This is a genomic window from Pseudomonas sp. TWR1-1-3 (assembly GCF_049896805.1).
Lineage (GTDB): Bacteria > Pseudomonadota > Gammaproteobacteria > Pseudomonadales > Pseudomonadaceae > Aquipseudomonas > Aquipseudomonas bubulae.
On record NZ_JAFCUZ010000001.1, the window covers coordinates 1,152,086 to 1,170,349 of the forward strand.

The window sequence follows — 18,264 nt, forward strand, 5'->3', positions numbered from 1 at the left end:
TGAGGTCAGAGGTGTTTTGCCGGATGTAGATCAGCCGATCACACAAACGGATCCGCGTTGGGCAGGCCCAATTGCACCAGGCCGTAACTGCGCCGGTAAGCCGCCTCGTTATTGGCGATATGCCCGCGAGCCTGATGCAGGTCACGGAAGAAGCGCGCCACCGGGTTGGTGTTGTACAAGCCCGATGCGGCCATGCAGCGCAGCAGGTCACTGACCCGGTCGGCGCACACATTGGTCACATGGGAAGACTGGTAGCGATACAGCAAGCGGGTTTCCACATCCGGGTATTCCCCGGCGGCGGCCAGCGCCATCAGGTTGGCGTAGTTGCGCATCAGCACCAGTTTGAGCGAGTCGACGGTGATGATGGCTTCGGCCACGGCAGCCTGAGCGGCCGGGTCTTCGGCGGTTTTGGCGCCATGCTTGCCGATGTGCTTGGCAGCGTTGTCACGGAACTCGTTGATCGCGCCTTGCAGGGCGCCGAGGGCCGAGGTAGAGACGGCACGGGCAAACACCTGGGCAAACGGGATGGCGTACATCGGGTTGGTGTTGACCAGCCGCCCCGGTGTGGCTTCGATGCCGTAATTGTTGGTGCGCTGTACTCGATGGGCCGGAACAAAAGCGTCTTCAACGACGATATCGTGGCTGCCGCTGCCGCGCAGGCCCAACACGTCCCAGTTCTGCTCGATACGGTAGTCGCTGGCCGGGATCAGGAAGGTGCCGTGTTCGGTAGGGCCGGTTTCATCTTGCGGCACGATGCCGCCAAGCAGACACCACTGCGCATGCTGGCTGCCACTGGAGAAGCCCCAGCGCCCGCTGACCTGATAGCCGCCCTTGACCGGCGTGACCTTGGCCACGGGCATATAGGTCGAGGCCACCAGCACCGAGCTGTCCTCGCCCCACACATCACGCTGCGCCTCTACCGGGTAACGCGCCAGTTGCCACGGATGCACACCCACTACGCCATAAACCCAGGCGGTGGACATGCAGCCTTCGGCCAGGGTCATCTGGATTTCAAAAAAGGTGCGCAAGTCGATTTCATGGCCGCCCCACTTTTTCGGTTGCAGGGCACGAAACAGCCCGGCTTCCTGCATTTCGCGAACGGTTTCGTCAGGTAGCTTGCAGTCCTTGTCCGCCTGGGCTGAACGGCTTTTAAGCGCAGGTATCAAATTGCGCGCGCGTTGCAGCAGCTCAAGCTCAATCGGACTTTTCTCTCGTATCTGATCCATCCGTGTGTTCTCCGTCAGTCTCTCGCTGCGCGAATGCGCGGGCGGTGTGTGACGAATAATCCCGCCAGCGGGGTTGTGGATCATCGTCAAAGCGGACTAGTCGGGATATCGGGTGAAGGCTGGCCCTCACCCCAACCCTCTGCCAAAGGCAGAGGGAGCTAGCCGCAGGGCAAACGCCAATCAATCCCCTCTCCCTGAGGGAGAGGTTCAGGGCGCTTTTTAAACCACCGGCAATTTCGCAAAAGGCCGATCCTGCTCGATCTGCGCGCCCAAACGCAGCAACACGTCTTCACCACCCAATGGCGCGGTGAACATCATGCCGATGGGCAGGCCGTTGTCGCTCATGCCCACCGGCAACGACAACGCCGGCTGCCCGCTGACGTTGGCCAGCACGGTAAAGGCCGCGCTGCCCATGGCGTTGTGGGCATAGCTGTCCCACGGCTGGTTGAGGCTCAGCAGGCCCAGGTCCGGGGTAATGTTGGCCGTTACCGGCGACAGGATCACGTCGTACTTCTGGAACTGCTCTTCCATATAACCGCCAATACTTTCGAACGACTGCCGCGCCCGGTACAGACCCTCTCCAGTGACTTTTTGGGCATTGCCCAGTACCACCTGGGTGATGCGTTCATAGTCATCGGCCGTGGCGCTGCGCCCCAGCACTTGCTCGCGATCGTGCACCATGGTCAGCAAGGCATCGCCAACCACCGAGCCGTGGGCTCCGAACAACTGCCGCGGGTCGATGCTCAGGCGCAATTCTTCAACTTCATGGCCCTGGGCGGCCAGGCGTTTGGCAGTGTCGTCCAGCACACGGACCACAGCGGGGTCCAGCGGCGAGCCGGTCAACGAGTCACGCACCACACCGATACGCAGACGGCCCGGTGCAGTGCGCAGCTCTTCAACGTAAGGACGTACCAGCGGTTTTGCCCAATACGGGCTGCCCGCCTCATGCCCCTGCCCCACGTCCATAAACAGCGCCATATCGCGCATATTGCGCGACACCACGTTGCCCACGCTGGCACCGAACCAACCCTCGTACTTGCCCGGGCCGCTTGGTGTGCGGTAACGCGTCGGCTTGAGCCCGACCAGCCCGCAATAAGACGCCGGAATGCGGATCGAGCCGCCGCCGTCGGTGGCATGGGCCACCGGCACAATACCTGCGGCAACCGCCGAAGCAGCTCCGCCGGACGAGCCGCCGGCGCTTTTGGCCAGGTTCCAGGGGTTGCGGGTCTGGCCCCACAGCAGGGATTCGGTGGTGGTGGTCAGGCCGAATTCCGGGCAGGTGGTCTTGCCAAACGGCACGGCCCCGGCTGCCTGATAGCGGTCAATCAGGGTACTGGTGTGGGGCGCTGGTGGCGCGTCCTTGTACAACCTGCTGCCATTGGTGGTGCGGGTACCTTGCAGGTAGGTGTTGAGGTCCTTGATCAGGATCGGCACCCCGGCCAGTGCGCCGGTATTCGCAGTCCCGCTGGCACTGCGGGCCTTGAGCAGTGCCTGGGCGTAGTCGTCATGGCGCATATTGACGGCATTGACCTTGGGGTTGACGGCATCACAGCGGGCCATGGCCGCTGCCAGCAGAGCGTGCGGGCTGAGTTCGCCCTTTTGTACGGCGCGGGCCATGTCGGTGGCATCCATTGCCAGGTACTCGGCGGGCGAAATGGCGGTGCCTTCAGCGGCATTGGCAAAACGCCCCAGCAGCCCGGCACCCACGGCCAGCGCGCCCGCTTTGAGGACGTGGCGACGGGGCCAGCCAGTGGATTGTTCAGGTGTTTCGGCAGGGTTTTGCAAGGTCTATCTCCAGAGCAAATCTTGTTTTTATTTAAAGAGCAACGCCCCTTGTGGGAGCGAGCCTGCTCGCTCCCACAAGGGCATTTCGGGTTTCAATCGGCGGTGACCATCGCCTGCATGGCGGGTAAAAAGTGCTCGCCATAAGGCGGCAACAGGCCCCACTCGCGGCGCGGGTCGTGGGCCGCAGCCTTGTACACGGTGCGCATATGGCTGAACTCCAGGAACCCTTCGCGGCCGTGGTAATGGCCCATGCCCGAGGCGCCAATACCGCCAAAAGGCGCATCGTGCAAAGCCGCATGCATCATCACGTCGTTGATGCTGACCCCACCGGAAATCGTGTTTTGCAGCACATGACGCTGCTCTTCTTCACTTTGCCCGAAGTAGTACAGCGCCAGCGGGCGCTCGCGTGAATGGATATCGGCCAGCGCACGGTCAAGCTGCTCATAGGGCAACAGCACCAGTGCCGGACCGAAAATTTCTTCTTGCAGGATCAGGCTGTCGCGGGGCGGATTGATCACCACCTGCAACGGGCGCCTGCGTGTGAGCGCGTCAACCTCAAGAGCCCGAGGGAAGCGCTCGACACGCGCGCCACGCTGGAGGGCGTCCTGCACATAGCCTTCGATACGCTGCAGATGCCGGTCGTTGACCACCGCAACCACGTCAGGATTGGCGTCGGTGGCGGGCAGCAGCTCACTGTAGGCCGCGCCCAGCAGGCCAAGGAAATCTTCCATCTGTTCGCGGGGCACATACACCACGTCCGGGTTGATGCAGATTTGCCCGCCGTTATTGGCCTTGGCCACGGCAATGCTGAAGGCCGCCTTGGCCAGATCGGCGCTGCGGGAAATAATCACTGGCGACTTGCCGCCCAGCTCCAGGGTCAACGGCACCAGGTGTTGCGCCGCATTGCGCATCACCGAGCGCGCCACCGCAGTGCTGCCGGTAAACACCAGATGGTCGAAGGCTTGCGCAGTAAACACTTGCGCCAGTTCGGCGTCGCCGGTGACCACGGCGATTTCCAGCGGATCGAACAGCTCGGCAAAAGCCCCGGCAAGCACATCGGCGGTACGCGGCACCACTTCAGAGGGCTTGAGAATCGCCCGGTTACCCGCCGCCAGCACGCAGGCCAAGGGGCTGAGCAAGGTGAACAGCGGCGCATTCCAGGTGCCGAGAATGCCGATACTGCCCTTGGGCTGGTGCATCACCCAGGCCTTGGCGCCCAACTGGTCATAGGGCGCAAACACCTGGCGCGGCTCGTCTGCAACCCAGTGCTCGAGATGGTCGCGGGCGTATTTGAGCGAAGCCAGGGAACCCAGCACGTCATTCATCAACGAAAAGCCCTGGGGCCTGCCGCCAAAGTCGGCATCCATGGCCTCGACCAGCGGCTGCTGGAAGCGCACCAGCAACTCGATCACCCGCTGGATGCGCTCCCGACGCAGCTCGGCACTGACGTGGCCTGCGCCGACAAAGGCTTTTTTCTGCGCCGCCAACAGGCTGGTCAGCTGTTCTGGAGCAGTGCTGCTGAACGTCATGGATAAGTCCTCTGATACACCGGTTCGATCAACCGACGCTAGCGAACTGCGCCCCGCAATGCCTCGTCCGATCGGACGATAATCGGCCATATCCGTTAGTCCATTAAGACGATGTAGCCCCCGCAAGCCAGGGGAATACTGCCAGCACGAAAATTCAATCCATGAGGTTCGTCATGGCAGTGCAAAGCAGTTTTGACCCGCAGGCATTCCGTACCGCGCTGGGCACCTTCACCACCGGGGTGACGATCATCACCACCCAGGCCGAAGATGGCTCGCCCATTGGCATTACGGCCAACAGTTTCAACTCGGTATCGCTCAACCCGCCGCTGGTGCTGTGGAGCCTGGCCAAGTCCGCCCGCAGCCTGCCGGTATTCAGTGCCGGTTCGCACTGGAACGTGCATGTGCTGTCGACAGAGCAGGAGCCGCTGTCCGGACGCTTTGCCATGCAGGGCGAGAACAAGTTTGCCGAAATCGAACTCGATAACGGCATCAGCCCCGCGCCGCTGTTGCAGGACTGCACCGCGAGGTTTCAGTGCCGCACGGCTTTTCAGTATGAAGGCGGCGACCATGTGATATTCGTCGGGGAAGTACTCGCCTTCGATCACAGTGACCGTGCACCGCTGGCCTTTCAAAGTGGCCAATATGCCCTGGCAACCCGCAAGCCGCGCAGCGAGCTGCGCCTGGCAACCACCCCGCCACCGCCGGAATGCAGTTACACCGAAGACCTGCTCGGTTACTTGCTGGGCCGCGCCCATTATCAGCTGCTCGACGCCCTGCATCGCCTGCTGAGCAACCAGCAGCTGGACGAACATGCCTTTTTTATCCTGTCAGTGCTGTGTATTCGCGACAACCTGACCCTGGATGAAATCAATCACTTCGTCAGCTATACCGGGCATGTGGTAAGCGTGGCAAGCATGCGCTTTCTTGAAAAGCAGAACCTGGTCGCCCTCGAAGGCAGCCAGCAGGCGCCACGCTATGTGCTGACCGCCACCGGCCGCGAGGCCTCGCTGCAACAGGTGGCGCTGGCCAAGGCGGTGGAAGAGAACGTGTCGGCCCGTCTCGCTCCCGGTGATGCCCAGGCGCTCAAGGTGCTGCTCAAGCGCCTGATTGCCGCCAGTGATCCCGGCTTGCCCGACCTGTGGGCGCCCCGCTAGCTTTGTACCTAAAAAGGAAAAGGACTTTTATGAATATTATTCAGCGCTTCAACCTGACCGGCAGCGTGGCGGTGATCACCGGCGGCGGCCGCGGCATCGGGCGCGGCATCGCCCTGGCCTATGCTGAAGCAGGCGCCGACGTGGTTCTGGCTGCCCGCACCCTGGCCGACGTTGAAGCCGTAGCCGAAGAAGTACGCAGCCTCGGCCGTCGGGCCCTGGCCCTGAGCTGCGACGTCAATGACAGCGAACAGCGCAGCGCTCTGGTCACCCAGGCCCGCGAGCAGATGGGCCGCATCACCCACCTGGTAAACAATGCTGGCGGCGCCGGGCCCAACGACCCGTTGACCCTGAGCGTGGAGCGTTTTGAAGAAATCATGCGCTTCAACGTGTCTTCGGCCTATCACCTTAGCCAGCTGTGCGTGCCGCATATGCGCGAAGCCGGCAGCGGCAACATCATCAATATCACCTCGGGCGCGGCGCGTTATGCGCAAACCCAATTCAGCGCCTACGGCACCGCCAAGGCGGCGCTGAGCCATATGACCCGCCTGCTGGCCCAGGACTTTGCGCCGCAGGTACGGGTCAACGGCATTGCTCCCGGCCCGGTACTGACTGCCGCCCTCAATGGCGTGCTGCCGGTGGCCATGCGCGACGGCATGATCAAGGCCACGCCGCTGCAAAGCCTGGGCGAAGTTGAAGATATCGCGGCTGCAGCGCTGTACCTGGCCAGCCCGGCTTCACGCTGGGTCACCGGCAAGATCCTGGAAGTAGACGGTGGCGCCGAATCGAGCGTCTGGCCGGGTTGAGCCACCTGACACAAAAACTGTGGGAGCGGGCTTGCTCGCGATGGAATCAACGCGGTCTGCCTGAAACATTGCAGCGCCTGAATCGCGGGCAAGCCCGCTCCCACAAGGAGTTTTCTGGCGTTTTAGAGAGCGTATTTATGGACACACAGTTGATTGAAGCCCTGGGCGACGAGTTGTTTCACGCCCTGCTGGAGCGGCGCAGCCTTGAGCCATTGACCGCCCGTTACCCGGATTTGACCCTGGACACGGCCTACCGGATTTCCCTGCGTTTCTTGCAACGCCGCCAGGCGCTGGGCGAGCAGGTGGTCGGCAAAAAAATTGGCGTTACCAGCCGTGCCGTGCAGGACATGCTTGATGTGCACCAGCCCGATTTCGGCTTCTTGACCGACCGCATGCAAGTCGCCGACAACAGCGATGTGAGCTTTGCCGCCCACCACCTGGTGCAGCCACGGGCTGAAGGCGAAATCGCCTTTATCCTCGGCGAAGACCTGCACGGCCCCGGCATCACCGCCGAAGACGTAATGGCAGCCAGCCAATGGGTGGTGCCGTGTTTCGAAATTGTCGACTCGCGCATTGCCGACTGGAAAATCCGCATTCAGGACACCGTGGCCGACAACGCTTCCTGCGGTGTGTTCGCCCTGGGCGAACAGCGCATCAACCCGCGCGAGCTGGATCTGGCCAAGGTCGAGTTGCACTTGCTGAAAAACGGCCAGCCCGCCGGTCATGGTTTTGGCTCGGCGGTACAGGGCCACCCCTGCGAGGCCGTGGCCTGGCTGGCCAATACCCTGGGCAAGTTCGACATCCCGTTTCGCAAGGGCGAAATCATCCTTTCCGGCGCACTGGCGCCGCTGGTTCCGGTACAACCCGGCGATGAGGTCAGCCTGACTCTCAGCGGCCTGGGCTCTGCCAACCTGCGCTTTGTGCCCTAACCCCCCTTCGAGACCTTAGCCATGAGCAAAAAGATCAAATGTGCCCTGATCGGGCCGGGCAATATCGGCACCGATCTGCTTTACAAGCTGCTGCGCAGCGAAGTGCTGGAGCCCGTGTGGATGGTGGGCATCGATGCCACCTCCGAAGGCCTGAGCCGCGCCCGCGAGATGGGCCTGAAGACCACCAGTGACGGGGTCGACGGTCTGTTGCCACACGTGCTGGCAGACAATATCCAGATCGCCTTCGATGCCACCTCGGCTTATGTCCATGCTGAAAACAGCCGCAAGCTCAACGAGCTGGGCGTGCTGATGATCGACCTGACACCGGCTGCCGTTGGCCCGTATTGCGTACCGCCGGTCAACCTCAAGGCCAACCTCAAGCGCGGCGCCATGAACGTCAATATGGTCACCTGCGGCGGCCAGGCCACCATTCCCCTGGTGGCGGCCGTGTCCAGCGTCCAGCCGGTGGCTTACGCCGAAATCGTCGCTACTGCCGCGTCAAAATCGGTGGGCCCGGGCACGCGCAAGAATATCGACGAATTCACCCGCACCACGGCCAGTGCCATCGAGCAGGTGGGCGGGGCGAAAAAGGGCAAGGCGATCATTATCGTCAACCCTGCCGAGCCGCCGCTGATCATGCGCGATACCGTGCATTGCCTGACTGAAACCGAACCGGATCAAGCCGCTATCAGCCTGGCCATCGCCAGCATGATCGAGCAGGTGCAGCAGTATGTGCCCGGCTACAAGCTGGTCAACGGCCCGGTGTTTGACGGCAACCGGGTCTCGATTTTCATGGAGGTCGAAGGCCTGGGCGACTACTTGCCCAAGTACGCCGGCAACCTGGACATCATGACCGCCGCCGCCGCCCGCACCGCCGAGATGTTCGCCGAGGAAATCCTCAAGGGCGAGCTGCAACTCAAGGCATCAGCCCCCCAACCTGCCCTCGCTTAAGGAGCCGATCATGGATCTTCGCGGCAAAAAAATTACCGTGCATGACATGTGCCTGCGCGACGGCATGCACCCCAAGCGTCACCAGATCAGCCTGCAGCAGATGAAAGACATCGCCTGCGGCCTGGACGCAGCCGGCGTGCCGCTGATTGAGGTCACCCATGGCGACGGCCTGGGTGGCAGCTCGGTGAACTACGGCTTCCCGGCGCACACCGATGAGCAGTACCTGTCGGCCGTGATCCCGATGATGAAAAAGGCCAGGGTGTCAGCCCTGCTGCTGCCGGGTATCGGCACCGTGGACCATCTGCAAATGGCCCATGAACTGGGGGTCAATACCATCCGTGTGGCGACCCACTGCACCGAGGCGGACGTGTCCGAGCAACACATCTCCTATGCCCGCAAGCTGGGCATGGACACCGTGGGCTTCTTGATGATGGCCCATATGAACAGTCCCGAGGGGCTGGTCAAACAGGGCAAGTTGATGGAGAGCTTCGGCGCCAACTGCGTCTACCTCACCGATTCGGCCGGCTATATGCTGCCCCACGATATCAAGGCGCGGGTTGCAGCCCTGCGTGCGGCCCTGCACCCGGATACCGAGATCGGCTTTCACGGCCATCACAACCTGTCGATGGGCGTGTCCAACTCCATCGCGGCCATCGAGGCCGGAGCCACCCGCATCGACGCTGCGGCGGCCGGGCTCGGCGCGGGCGCGGGGAATACGCCGATGGAAATCCTGGTGGCCGTTTGCGACCGCATGGGCATAGAAACCGGGGTCAGTGTGTTTGGCATTCAGGACGTGGCCGAGGATCTGGTGGTGCCGATCATGGACTTCCCGATCCGCAGCGACCGCGATGCCCTGACCATGGGCTACGCCGGGGTGTATGGCTCGTTCCTGCTGTTTGCCAAGCGCGCCGAGAAAAAGTACGGCGTGCCAGCACGGGAGATTCTGGTGGAGATGGGTCGCCGCGGCATGGTTGGCGGCCAGGAAGACATGATCGAAGACACCGCCATGACCCTGGCGCGCCAGCGGGCCTGAGGCGTCGCACCTTGACGGAGGCGCTGACCGGGTCAGCGCCTTCGGCGTTTTTACCCAACAGGAAACCCACCATGTCCAACACTCATGTCGGCTGGCGCAGCCATGCTTTGCTGTTATTGCTGGCAGCGGTGTTTGCCGACAACTTTGTCGGGCGCCAGATTCTGGCAGTGATGATTGAGCCGATCAAAGCCGAGTTCGGCGTCAGTGACACAGCGATGGGGCTGATTTCCGGCCTGGCCTTTGCCGCGGTGTTCGCCCTGCTTGCCCTGCCTGCCGGTCGCCTGGCCGACCGTATGGTACGCACCCGCTTATTGGCCATCGCCTGTTTGCTGTGGGCCGTGGCAACCATGTTGTGCGGGCTGGCAGTGAGCTTCTGGATGCTCGCCCTGGCACGCATGGCTGTGGCGGTGAGCGAGTCGCCGACCACCTCGACATCGATGTCGATCATTGCCGACCTCTACCCGCCCCATCGCCGATCGTTTGCCATCAGTTGCTTCACGGCGGCACCGACCTTCTCCGCAGTGATCGGCCTCAGCCTTGGCGCCTGGGTGGTTGAGCACTATGGCTGGCGCACCGCGTTTATCGTGATCGGCATGCCGGCGCTGATGTTCTCCACGCTGCTGGCCTTTGTGGTAAAGGACCCGGCGCGTGGCCGCTGGGACCTGGCCAGCGCCCACGCGGCCCACCCCCTGCAGAGCATGGGCAGCGAGGCACGCAAACTCTGGGCCCTGCCCGCTTACCGTTGCCTGGTGATGGCGGGTGGTTTGACCACCCTGGGCTCGTATGCAATCGGCATGTGGAACACCAGCTTTCTGGTGCGCTCCCACGGTTTGTCACTGCAACATGCCGGGTTGCTGGCGGGTTTTATCTGCGGCGGCTTTGCCGGGATCGGCGCCTTGTTCAGCGGCTGGCTGAGTGACCACCTGACCCGGCGCAACCCGCACTGGCAAGTGGGCATTCCGGTCATAGGGCATGTGACAGCGCTCAGTGCGCTGTTCGCCTACCTGCTGTGGCCAAACACAGTGTGGCTGCAGGTGGGCAGCGTACCGGTGCCCAGTGCGATGCTGCTGTGCGCGCTCTACAGCTTTTTTTCGGTGTGGTGGGTCGCGCCGTCGTTCAATCTGATCACCCAACTGGTCCCGGCCAACCGCCGGGGTACGGCGATGGCCTTGCAGACCATTATTTCGACCCTGCTGGGGATTGGCCTGGGGCCGTTGCTGGCCGGTTTGCTCAGCGATGCCCTGCAGCCGGCTTTCGGTATTGAATCGCTGCGCTATGCATTACTGCTGGTAAGCCTGCCGGTGGCAGGTGCAATCATGTTGCTGATTCGCACCGCCAGCCATGCCGGGCAAAATTGCTATAGGCATGTAGAGCGGGCGGCATAATCGTCGATAAATTTGCGTGTCAGCTCATACGACGTCAGCTCGGCCATGCGCCCGGGGCTCAGGGGGAAAGCCTGGCCCGCCCACAGGTTGATAAAGTCGCCGCTGTCAGCCCCGGATTTGGCCTTGAGCGGCAGCAGCACGCCACCGGCCAACGGAAAAGCCGGCGCCTGGGAGTTGATCGGGCCCAGTTCGCGCATGACCCGATTGACGATGCCCCGTGCTGGCCGCCCGGTAAACAGATTGGTCAGCGCGGTATCACTGGCCTGAGCCTCGCGCAACGCACGGTGATGAGCCCTGGCCAGCTTTGCTTCAGGGCAAAACAGGTAAGCAGTGCCGATTTGCACGGCACTGGCGCCAAGTGCAAACGCCGCCGCGATCCCTCGCGCATCGGCGATGCCGCCTGCAGCAATCACCGGCACCGACACGGCATCGACGATTTGCGGCACCAGAGCGAAGGTGCCGATTTGCGTGGTCAGCTCACGATGCAGGAACATCGCCCGATGACCGCCCGCTTCATAGCCCATGGCGATAATTGCGTCACAGCCGTGGTGTTCCAGCCATTGCGCCTCGTCAACCGTCGTGGCCGAACTGAGCACCCTGGCCCCACAGGCCTTGACCCTGGCCACCAGCTCCGGTGCCGGCAGGGCAAAGTGAAAACTCACCACTTCGGGGCGCAATTCCTCGACCAGGGCGCAGGTGGCTTCATCGAAAGGCGCGCGGCTGGATATCGGAGTGGGCGCGTCATAATCGGCGCCGAGCTCGCTGTAATAGGCCTTGAACAGCGACTTCCACTGCTCGATGGCAGCCTCGTCGTACTCCGGAGGCTGATGGCAGAAAAAGTTCAGGTTGAGCGGCTGGTCGCAGGCAGCCCGAAAGGTTGCCACCTCGCTGCGGATGGCCTCCAGGCTCAACGTGGCACAGGCCAGTGAGGCCAGCCCCCCGGCCTGTGCCACGCCGATCATGATATCGGCGCCAGCGCCCAGCATCGGTGCCTGAATCAGGGGGTGGGCGATACCCAGCAGATCGGTGAAACGCGAATCGGGCCAGCAGCTCATGGGGGCTCTCAGGGTCGACAATCGGGAGCTGGATACTAGTGGCTCGCCTGCAGATGAGGCAAGTTGCCCAAGACTATGTAGCAGCTGACGAGCGGAGCGAGGCTGCGTTCGTCAGCTGCTACGAAAGTCCGCAATAGCCGAATTATTTTTTGCTGGCCAGTGCCGCAATCAATGCCGGGTCATGATTGTAGATATCCGGTGCATAGGTCACCTTGCCGTCCTTGTTTGCCTGGGCGGTCCAGTAGGTCATCAGGATCGGTGTCGGGTTCGACAGCCTGAACTCATGGGTCAGCCCGGTACCCAACAGCTCCTCGCTACGGACTTTTTCGGCAGGTGTCACCAGCAAGTCACGCAGCTGGAACACCGCTTCAACCCGCACGCAACCCGAACTGAAGGCCCGTGGCCCCTTGCTGAACAAGGCCTGGCTAGGGGTGTCGTGGAGGTACACCGAGAACGGATTGGGGAAGCGGATGGCAATACGGCCCAACGGGTTCCTCGGCCCCGCGCCCTGGCGCAGCAGGATGTTGCCCGGTCGATCCCAGTCGATATCCTGAGCCGCCAGCGGCTGGCCGTTGCTGTCCACAATCTGCAGGTCCTGACGGCTGAGGAAAGACGGGTCGCGACGGATCTGCGGCAGTTTGTCTTCACGAAAGATGGTCGGCGGAATGGTCCAGGTCGGGTTGAGCGTAAGGCGATTGACCCGGGACTTGAGCAGCGGGGTCTGGCGCTCGGCACGGCCGACCTGGGTGCGTGTCTGCCACACCGGCACACCGTTGCGGTACACGGTCAGTTGCGCTGCGGGCACATTGACCAGCAGGACATCGGGCTCCAGATCCTGGGCTATCCAGCGAAAGCGCTCCAGATTGATGCGCAGCTGTTCGCGCCGCTCACGGGGGCTGATATTCAGTTCTTTCAAGGTGCCCGCACCGACGACGCCATCAGCCTGCAAGGAGTGATCGAGCTGAAAGCTCTTCACCGCTGCCACCAGCTCATTGCTGTAATGATGATCGACCGTCAACGGCATCGCGTTGAGATAGCCTTCACTGACCAGCCGCCGGGCCAGTTCGGGCACCCGCGCATCCTCAGTGCCAGGGCGCAGCAACGGACCGCTGGGCAGCGGTTGCCATTGTGGCAGGGGTTGCTGGCGCTGGCGGGCATAAACCCGGCGCAGGTTTTGATACAGCTCGTTTTGCGGGCGCGCCTGTTCAAAAGCCCGGGGCAAGTCCGCCAGACCCGGGCCGGCAAAGGCCAGGATGCGGGCCTGGCGGTCTTGTGCAACCTCACTGGCATGCCATACCGGCTCGAACCGCGACTGCTGCAGGCGACCATAGTGCAGGTCCTGCAAGGCTTGCAGATACTGCTGGCTGATCCCGATATCGGCACACAGATCACCAGCGACAGGCAGTTTGTAGGTGTCGGGGTCCAGACCGTCATCCGCCAACTGCGCAAGCTCCCCTTGCAGGGCGCTCAAACGGCCATTGACCGACCAAACCGGCTGGTCATTCTGCCCCTGATAAAACCCCTGCAGCATGCGCAGCATCGGTTCGCTGACCCGTGGCGCCAGCCCCGGGCAGGTTTGCGGCAATTGGCCAAGCGCCTGCTGTACCGGGCTTGCGGTGTCTGGCTGCAGGGTATCTGCTACAGCGACCAGTGGCACAGTCAGCAAGGCAATGCTCAAGTAAAATGCGCGTTTTTTGAACAACTGCTTTACTCCAATTATGGGCCGTCATCTTTAACTTCAGCTCAATCAGCGGTCACGGCAAACCCACAGGCTAGCAGTTAAAACCCAAGCGCCAAGTTATCGGCGCAGCATTACTGGTCTGACTACATCGAGAATACGCAAATCATGCTCAACTTTTTACGCCGTTTTTGCTTTGCAGCCATCGCCTTAAGCGCAACCTGCACTACTGCCTACGCTGCTAATCCGCTCTTGCTCAACAAGCTCAGCCATGCCGCCCCGGAACTCAACCCCCAAGCCCTGAAAAGCGCCCTCAGCGCCATGCAGTGTGCGGTCAATAACGGAGCCAAACAGGCTCGGCATCTGGCGGTAATCGACTTCTCGCAACCTTCAACCTCTCGCCGTCTCTGGATCTTTGACCTGACCCGCAAGACATTGGTTCTGCGTGATCTGGTGGCCCACGGAAAACAATCCGGCGAGAACTTCGCCACCAGCTTCTCCAATACCGAAGGCAGCAACCAGTCCAGTCTCGGCCTGTTCAGCACCCAGGAAAGCTATGTGGGCAGCCATGGTTACTCATTGCGCATGGACGGCCTTGAGCCCGGCATCAATGACCAGGCCCGTGAACGGGCGATCGTGATCCACCCCGCCAATTACGTGAACCCGCTGTGGAGCAAAACCCAGGGCCGCATCGGCCGCAGCCTCGGCTGCCCGGCGGTCCGCCCGCAAGTGGCGCGTCAGGTCGTAGATAAACTCAAAAATGGCCAGTTCATGTTTGCCTGGTACCCCGACCAGCAATGGCTGCAATCCTCGGCCTACCTCAACTGCCAGCCACGTCAGGTGGCGAGCATCATGTCGGCCAGGCATGAGGTCGCACACGGGGGTTGAAAGCGCGGCGGCAATACCTGTAGATAGTGCGCACATGTTCCAGGAGTTTCATCATGCCCGCGCAGCAACAGGCTGCCTTCACTTACCGCGCCATGATCCGGGCCGACTTGCCCGCCGCCCACAGGTTGTCCGCGCAACTGAACTGGCCCCATCGCCTGGAAGACTGGGCGTTGTTGCACCGGTTGTGCAAAGGCTTTGCGGCCTGCGAAGGTGAGCGCTTGATCGGCACGGCGTTCGCCTGCCCACAAGGTGCGTTTGCAACCATTGGCCTGGTGGTGGTCAGCCCCGATTATCAGGGCCAGGGTGTTGGCCGCCGATTGATGGAGCTGGCGCTCGAGGCCTGCAAGCCGGCCACGGCGATCCTCAATGCCTCGGCGGCAGGCGCACCGCTGTATCTGAGCCAGGGCTTTATCGAGTTCGGCACCCTCGAGCAGCGCCAGGGCCCGGCACAATGTATGGCCCTTGAACCGCTGGCCGCAGACGAACACTGCCGCAGCCTCAACGCAGAGGATCAGGCACGGCAACTGGCACTGGCCAACGCTGGCAGCGGGCTGGATCGCAGTGCCATTTTCGCGCATCTGCACGACACTATCGAACACACGGCCGGTATCGAGTGCGGTGGCCAGTTACAGGCGTTTGCCCTGTTGCGCCGCGCCGGAAAGGGCCATTGCATTGGCCCGGTGATTGCCCAAAATCCCCGGCAGGCCAGGCACCTGATCGCCACCCTGCTCTCACGGATCCCTGGCCAGTTTGTGCGTATCGATGTGCCACATAACAGCGGTCTGTGTGAATGGCTGACGCGGGCCGGCCTGGGCCCAGTAGACCGGGTGACCCAAATGGCCCTCGGCACACCCCCGCAATCCACTGAAGGTGTTCACCAGTACGCACTGCTTTCACAGGCAATGGGTTGAGCTGCAGAAACGCGCAGGACTGATCCGCCACAAACCGGATGGGCAAGAAAAAGACAGTGGTATTAATTGGTATGGGATGGGTGACTAGCGAGGTTGCGTCAGGCCGAACGGCGTTGACGCTGTGCTTGGAGAGTCTTGCCCGATGCTGGACAAGATCTGAAAAATGGCAGGGGCGGCTGGATTTGAACCAACGCATGGCAGGATCAAAACCTGCTGCCTTACCGCTTGGCGACGCCCCTGTAGTTGTTGCGATGAATGCCTGGCATTCATTTAACGTCCTTGCAGCTTGCGAATGTTGCCAATCGCCGTGAACCTGAAAGGGTTCGCTGTGAGAACGAGCGCAAATATACCCGCACTCTGAGGATATGGGAAGCACTTTTTAAATAAATTTATTCAAAAACAGCCACTTAGTGATAAACACTGGCACATTGCCCCGGCTGGCCGGGCTTTTCCCGGGTCTAGGCGAGGGATAAGCCCGGAGATTCAGGCACTGATCGACACAACGGCGTCACATCAATCAAAGGCACCATTGAGAATCTCATAAACCAACCCGGTGGCAATGGAGACCAGAATCAACTCCGTGCCCACCTGCTGCCATTCGTACCCCTCGTAATGAGGCAGCCTGCTGGCCAGTCGGCCATCCAGCTTTTTGGCAATACCCGGCGGCAGCGGCTTGCCCCGCGCCAGATTCTTCTGGATGCCGGGCGGCAGCGCCTGGCTTCGGCTCCAGTAATCTCTATGCCCGTGAATGATTTCAAGCGTGGCTGCACGATTGATACTCGGGCCATGCGCCCTGTCGTCACCGCCTGACTTTTTACCTTTATTGCCCTGGCCACCTTGCTTGCCATGATCCTGGTCATAGTGCTGACCGCCTTTGTCATTGCCTTTACCGTTCCCGTTCCCGTTACCTGGATCGGCCGAGGCAGTGACCGGGCCACAAACAAGCGCAACACACGTAATGGCTGTAATCAGTGAACGAGGCGTTAACATGGTCGAGGACTCAGAATAAGGGTGGTCCTCTGACTATAGACGACAGCTTAAGTTCGTCAGGGCATCAAGCTGCCACCCAGTGCTGCTTCAGCTGTGCTCCGGTGCGAACCAGGCCATGGTGATATCCGCGATCAGACTGCCATCGGGTAGGCGTATACGCTTTTCAAGACGACCTTCTTCCACAAAGCCGAACTTCAGATAAAGGTGCCTCGCACGGCGATTGACCTCACGCACCCGCAGTTCGACTTTTACCAGCCCCGGGCGATCCCCGGCCCACTGCAACAAGCGCGTCATCAACACATGGCCGATACCCTGCCCCACATAGTCGGGATGCACAACGATAGTCAGGCTCATAACGTGCTTAAAGGCCTCAAGCCCCATTGGCTCAAGCAAAGCATGCCCGACAATCTGGTCATTCCATTCAACCACCAGGTAAAGGCCATCATCCTTCAGGGCAAGAATTTTTCGCTCAAAGGCTGCAGTGTTAAACTCACTTGGCCGCGAGACAAGCAAACCGGGGGTTTTGGCCGTTTCACGCTCGGCATTGCAGAGCTGCGTCGCATCCGTTAGTTGCGCATGACGAATGACCAGGTTTTCCAAGCGATAGCTCCCTATAAACTGTTCTGAGTAGGTCAACTGCTTGCGCTCGAAAACACGCAATTCCTGATTAACTTACGCACCCTTACAGCGCACACAAATCTGCGCGGTCTGCATTTCCCTCCGCCCTCAGCCCTTCAAGCAATAACTGTTCCCGTTGATCAATCCTCGTAGAGCAAGGCGTTCTTGCGATGTGTTTTGTAGCACTCCCGTGGTACAAAACAGCAGTAATACGTGACACTGAATACCCTGACGCGCAGGCATTGAGCGAGCTTCTGGCACATCACGCCTGGACTATTGGTAAAAGCTGCGAGGTGAGGTATTCAATTGCATTGCCCCGAACTGAAATTGGCCATGCTTGGTACATAGGCCTACTGATCCACCTTGAAGGTGCACCCCATGCCCGTCCCTACTGCTCGCCCCGACCTTGTTTATACATACCCGACCCACCTGCGCGCTCAGGTCGAGGCCGCCCCGCGAGCACCCGGGGTGTATTTCTTTTACGCTGCTGGCGAGTCCATGCCGCTCTATATCGGTAAAAGCATCGATATACGCAGCCGACTGCTTTCCCACCTGCGCGCACCGGAAGAAGCCCGAATGCTGCGCCAGACACAACGGATCGAGTACCAGCAAACCGCAGGAGAAATCGGCGCCCTGCTGTTGGAGTCCCGCCTGATCAAAGAACTGCAACCCTTGAAGAACAAGCGACTTCGTCGTCAACAGCGTCTGTGCTCATTGCGGATTGTCGACGGGGTACTGGAAATCATCGACACCACCACGATCTGCGACGGGCCACAGTTGTACGGGCTTTTCCGTAACCGGCGGATGGCCACCGAAGCCCTGATGCAGATTGCGGACGAGCACCGGCTCTGCCACACCCTGCTGGGCCTGGATAAATCAACGGGACGGGGCTGCTTTCGGGCTCAGATAGGCAAGTGCGCCGGTGCCTGCAAAGGGGCAGAAAGCCCTAAGGCGCATACCCAACGCTTGTTGAGTGCCTTGGAACGCTGGGCCGTGCATCACTGGCCCTATCCAGGCGCAATCGCATTGCACGAGCAGCATGGCGAGATCGAGGAGTACCACGTCGTGGACAGCTGGCGCTATATCGGCACCTATACCTGCGAGTCTGAAGCCAGACTGGCCCCCAGACTGACAGGGCAGGCATTCGATGCCGACTGCTACAAAATTCTGGTGCGGCCCGTCTTGCTCGAGAGCACGGCAATCATCATGCTTTGATTGCGAACGCGCCGATCCAGGATAACTGCCTCGAGCTTTTTGACTACCTTAATGTGCCGCTGAATGACTGGCCCATCTCTTCCACTCGCTTGGCAAGCTGGACGTAAGCCTACA

The 18,264-nt window shown here is 61.2% G+C and carries 16 protein-coding genes and 1 tRNA gene; 9 read left to right on the forward strand and 8 right to left on the reverse strand.

Annotated elements, in window-relative coordinates:
• Positions 1 to 38 precede the first annotated feature (38 nt).
• The 3 genes from ACP7BE_RS05090 to ACP7BE_RS05100 form a co-directional block, all read right to left on the reverse strand.
• Positions 39 to 1,226 carry an acyl-CoA dehydrogenase family protein gene (locus ACP7BE_RS05090; RefSeq protein WP_095000073.1) on the reverse strand — a complete coding sequence of 396 codons (1,188 nt, stop codon included), beginning with the start codon at positions 1,224 to 1,226 and terminating at the stop codon, positions 39 to 41.
• A 219-nt stretch (positions 1,227 to 1,445) separates the two neighbouring features.
• Positions 1,446 to 3,011, reverse strand: coding sequence for an amidase (locus ACP7BE_RS05095; protein WP_095032529.1), 1,566 nt, complete (start codon positions 3,009 to 3,011; stop codon positions 1,446 to 1,448).
• 92 nt (positions 3,012 to 3,103) lie between these two features.
• Positions 3,104 to 4,540 carry a coniferyl aldehyde dehydrogenase gene (locus ACP7BE_RS05100; protein ID WP_095019850.1) on the reverse strand — a complete coding sequence of 479 codons (1,437 nt, stop codon included), beginning with the start codon at positions 4,538 to 4,540 and terminating at the stop codon, positions 3,104 to 3,106.
• A gap of 173 nt (positions 4,541 to 4,713) precedes the next feature.
• Between ACP7BE_RS05100 and ACP7BE_RS05105 the strand changes: the two genes are divergently transcribed.
• The 6 genes from ACP7BE_RS05105 (at position 4,714) to ACP7BE_RS05130 (ending at position 10,795) form a co-directional block, all read left to right on the forward strand.
• Positions 4,714 to 5,694 (forward strand): flavin reductase family protein, encoded by a 981-nt coding sequence (locus tag ACP7BE_RS05105; protein WP_095000070.1) that lies wholly within the window; start codon positions 4,714 to 4,716, stop codon positions 5,692 to 5,694.
• Positions 5,695 to 5,723: 29 nt separating this feature from the next.
• Positions 5,724 to 6,497 (forward strand): glucose 1-dehydrogenase, encoded by a 774-nt coding sequence (locus tag ACP7BE_RS05110; protein WP_095000069.1) that lies wholly within the window; start codon positions 5,724 to 5,726, stop codon positions 6,495 to 6,497.
• A 137-nt stretch (positions 6,498 to 6,634) separates the two neighbouring features.
• Positions 6,635 to 7,426 (forward strand): fumarylacetoacetate hydrolase family protein, encoded by a 792-nt coding sequence (locus ACP7BE_RS05115; RefSeq protein ID WP_095000068.1) that lies wholly within the window; start codon positions 6,635 to 6,637, stop codon positions 7,424 to 7,426.
• Between the two features lie 21 nt (positions 7,427 to 7,447).
• A complete protein-coding gene (locus tag ACP7BE_RS05120; RefSeq protein WP_426104994.1) occupies positions 7,448 to 8,377 on the forward strand; it encodes an acetaldehyde dehydrogenase (acetylating) in 930 nt (309 codons plus the stop codon).
• Positions 8,378 to 8,387: 10 nt separating this feature from the next.
• Positions 8,388 to 9,410 (forward strand): 4-hydroxy-2-oxovalerate aldolase, encoded by a 1,023-nt coding sequence (gene dmpG, locus ACP7BE_RS05125; RefSeq protein ID WP_095018480.1) that lies wholly within the window; start codon positions 8,388 to 8,390, stop codon positions 9,408 to 9,410.
• A 71-nt stretch (positions 9,411 to 9,481) separates the two neighbouring features.
• A complete protein-coding gene (locus tag ACP7BE_RS05130; RefSeq protein ID WP_095000065.1) occupies positions 9,482 to 10,795 on the forward strand; it encodes an MFS transporter in 1,314 nt (437 codons plus the stop codon).
• Here ACP7BE_RS05130 and ACP7BE_RS05135 read toward each other — a convergent pair.
• Positions 10,768 to 11,850, reverse strand: a complete 1,083-nt coding sequence (locus tag ACP7BE_RS05135; RefSeq protein WP_426104997.1) for an NAD(P)H-dependent flavin oxidoreductase — start codon at positions 11,848 to 11,850, stop codon at positions 10,768 to 10,770. The two genes, ACP7BE_RS05130 and ACP7BE_RS05135, sit on opposite strands and share 28 nt — an antisense overlap.
• Positions 11,851 to 11,992: 142 nt before the next feature.
• A complete protein-coding gene (locus ACP7BE_RS05140; protein WP_426104999.1) occupies positions 11,993 to 13,552 on the reverse strand; it encodes a L,D-transpeptidase family protein in 1,560 nt (519 codons plus the stop codon).
• Between the two features lie 144 nt (positions 13,553 to 13,696).
• Between ACP7BE_RS05140 and ACP7BE_RS05145 the strand changes: the two genes are divergently transcribed.
• Together ACP7BE_RS05145 and ACP7BE_RS05150 are read left to right on the forward strand one after the other, a co-directional pair.
• Positions 13,697 to 14,416, forward strand: coding sequence for a murein L,D-transpeptidase catalytic domain family protein (locus tag ACP7BE_RS05145; protein WP_426105001.1), 720 nt, complete (start codon positions 13,697 to 13,699; stop codon positions 14,414 to 14,416).
• 53 nt (positions 14,417 to 14,469) lie between these two features.
• Positions 14,470 to 15,327 (forward strand): GNAT family N-acetyltransferase, encoded by an 858-nt coding sequence (locus ACP7BE_RS05150; RefSeq protein WP_426105003.1) that lies wholly within the window; start codon positions 14,470 to 14,472, stop codon positions 15,325 to 15,327.
• 164 nt (positions 15,328 to 15,491) lie between these two features.
• Here the strand turns inward: ACP7BE_RS05150 and ACP7BE_RS05155 are convergent.
• The 3 genes from ACP7BE_RS05155 to ACP7BE_RS05165 all read right to left on the reverse strand — a co-directional run bounded on the left by ACP7BE_RS05155 (position 15,492) and on the right by ACP7BE_RS05165 (position 16,917).
• Positions 15,492 to 15,566 (reverse strand) — tRNA-Gln (locus tag ACP7BE_RS05155).
• A 274-nt stretch (positions 15,567 to 15,840) separates the two neighbouring features.
• The gene (locus tag ACP7BE_RS05160; protein WP_426105005.1) at positions 15,841 to 16,317 is read right to left on the reverse strand and encodes an anti-virulence regulator CigR family protein; all 477 of its coding nucleotides are present in this window, start codon (positions 16,315 to 16,317) and stop codon (positions 15,841 to 15,843) included.
• 87 nt (positions 16,318 to 16,404) lie between these two features.
• The gene (locus ACP7BE_RS05165) at positions 16,405 to 16,917 is read right to left on the reverse strand and encodes a GNAT family N-acetyltransferase (RefSeq protein WP_153380085.1); all 513 of its coding nucleotides are present in this window, start codon (positions 16,915 to 16,917) and stop codon (positions 16,405 to 16,407) included.
• A 396-nt stretch (positions 16,918 to 17,313) separates the two neighbouring features.
• On the opposite strand from ACP7BE_RS05165, the gene ACP7BE_RS05170 reads away from it, so the two are divergent.
• Positions 17,314 to 18,150, forward strand: a complete 837-nt coding sequence (locus tag ACP7BE_RS05170; RefSeq protein ID WP_426105008.1) for an endonuclease — start codon at positions 17,314 to 17,316, stop codon at positions 18,148 to 18,150.
• The last annotated feature ends 114 nt before the right edge of the window (positions 18,151 to 18,264 follow it).

Excerpts from the sequence above, each read along its gene's own strand:
- ACP7BE_RS05115 (WP_095000068.1), top strand. The coding sequence starts at position 6,635 with ATGGACACACAGTTGATTGAAGCCCTGGGCGACGAGTTGTTTCACGCC.
- ACP7BE_RS05150 (WP_426105003.1), top strand. The coding sequence starts at position 14,470 with ATGCCCGCGCAGCAACAGGCTGCCTTCACTTACCGCGCCATGATCCGG.
- ACP7BE_RS05100 (WP_095019850.1), bottom strand. The coding sequence starts at position 4,540 with ATGACGTTCAGCAGCACTGCTCCAGAACAGCTGACCAGCCTGTTGGCG.
- ACP7BE_RS05160 (WP_426105005.1), bottom strand. The coding sequence starts at position 16,317 with ATGTTAACGCCTCGTTCACTGATTACAGCCATTACGTGTGTTGCGCTT.
- ACP7BE_RS05120 (WP_426104994.1), top strand. The coding sequence starts at position 7,448 with ATGAGCAAAAAGATCAAATGTGCCCTGATCGGGCCGGGCAATATCGGC.
- ACP7BE_RS05170 (WP_426105008.1), top strand. The coding sequence starts at position 17,314 with ATGCCCGTCCCTACTGCTCGCCCCGACCTTGTTTATACATACCCGACC.
- ACP7BE_RS05105 (WP_095000070.1), top strand. The coding sequence starts at position 4,714 with ATGGCAGTGCAAAGCAGTTTTGACCCGCAGGCATTCCGTACCGCGCTG.
- ACP7BE_RS05135 (WP_426104997.1), bottom strand. The coding sequence starts at position 11,850 with ATGAGCTGCTGGCCCGATTCGCGTTTCACCGATCTGCTGGGTATCGCC.
- dmpG (WP_095018480.1), top strand. The coding sequence starts at position 8,388 with ATGGATCTTCGCGGCAAAAAAATTACCGTGCATGACATGTGCCTGCGC.
- ACP7BE_RS05130 (WP_095000065.1), top strand. The coding sequence starts at position 9,482 with ATGTCCAACACTCATGTCGGCTGGCGCAGCCATGCTTTGCTGTTATTG.
- ACP7BE_RS05090 (WP_095000073.1), bottom strand. The coding sequence starts at position 1,226 with ATGGATCAGATACGAGAGAAAAGTCCGATTGAGCTTGAGCTGCTGCAA.
- ACP7BE_RS05110 (WP_095000069.1), top strand. The coding sequence starts at position 5,724 with ATGAATATTATTCAGCGCTTCAACCTGACCGGCAGCGTGGCGGTGATC.
- ACP7BE_RS05145 (WP_426105001.1), top strand. The coding sequence starts at position 13,697 with ATGCTCAACTTTTTACGCCGTTTTTGCTTTGCAGCCATCGCCTTAAGC.